Here is a 797-nt window from a genome sequence, read left to right as displayed (position 1 = left end):
CGCACACCAGAAATCAATTCATTGAAGCGCAGTTGGATCGGCTGGCTGATCTCATAGGCATTTCCCGGCAACAACGTCAGTTTCTCACCAATTTCTTCTAACAGCTGCGCTTTGGTTTTATCAGAATCGGGCCATTCACTGCGATCCTTGAGCATGATATAGCCATCGGAAATGTTGGGTCCCATGGGGTCACTGGCAACTTCGGCCGTGCCGACGCGTGCGAAGTAGGTTTTGACTTCACGGATTTCCAGCACCGCTTTTTCCAATTGAAACTGCATATCCAGAGATTGAGTGAGACTGGTACCCGGTATTCGCAGCGCCTGGATGGCAATATCGCCCTCATCCAGATTCGGGATAAATTCCGTACCCATCCGCGTTGCCAGTGCGCCGACCAAAACCACAAAGATCAGGGCCGCAGACAATACGAGTACGCGAAATTTGAGTGCCCACGCCAAAACCGGGGCGTAAAACCGTTTGGAGTGGCGAACAATAAAATTGTCCTTCTCCTCGATATGCCCCGTCATAAACAGCGCCACGGCGGCAGGGACGAAGGTGAGTGACAGCACCAACGCAGACAGCAAGGCCATGATTACCGCCATGGCCATGGGCGTAAACATTTTGCCTTCCACGCCCGTCAAAGCCAGGATGGGTAAGTTCACCAGAATCACCACTAACACGCTGATCAGACTTGGTGTAAATACCTCGCGGGTGGCCGCAAACACCGTTTGAAAACGCTCATCCAGTTTTAAGGTGCGCCCAAGATGATGCTGTCGCCCAGCCAAGCGCATGATACAGTT

General features: G+C 52.3%; 1 protein-coding gene. It reads right to left on the bottom strand.

The genetic code is table 11. The annotated features are described in order from the left end of the window. Positions 1-797: efflux RND transporter permease subunit (locus LGT44_RS20320; protein WP_230333580.1), on the bottom strand; the 797-nt coding region annotated here is incomplete at both ends.

This window comes from Thalassolituus alkanivorans (genome assembly GCF_020447205.1).
GTDB lineage: Bacteria > Pseudomonadota > Gammaproteobacteria > Pseudomonadales > Oceanobacteraceae > Venatoribacter > Venatoribacter alkanivorans.
This window is presented reverse-complemented; position numbering and strand designations above follow the sequence as displayed.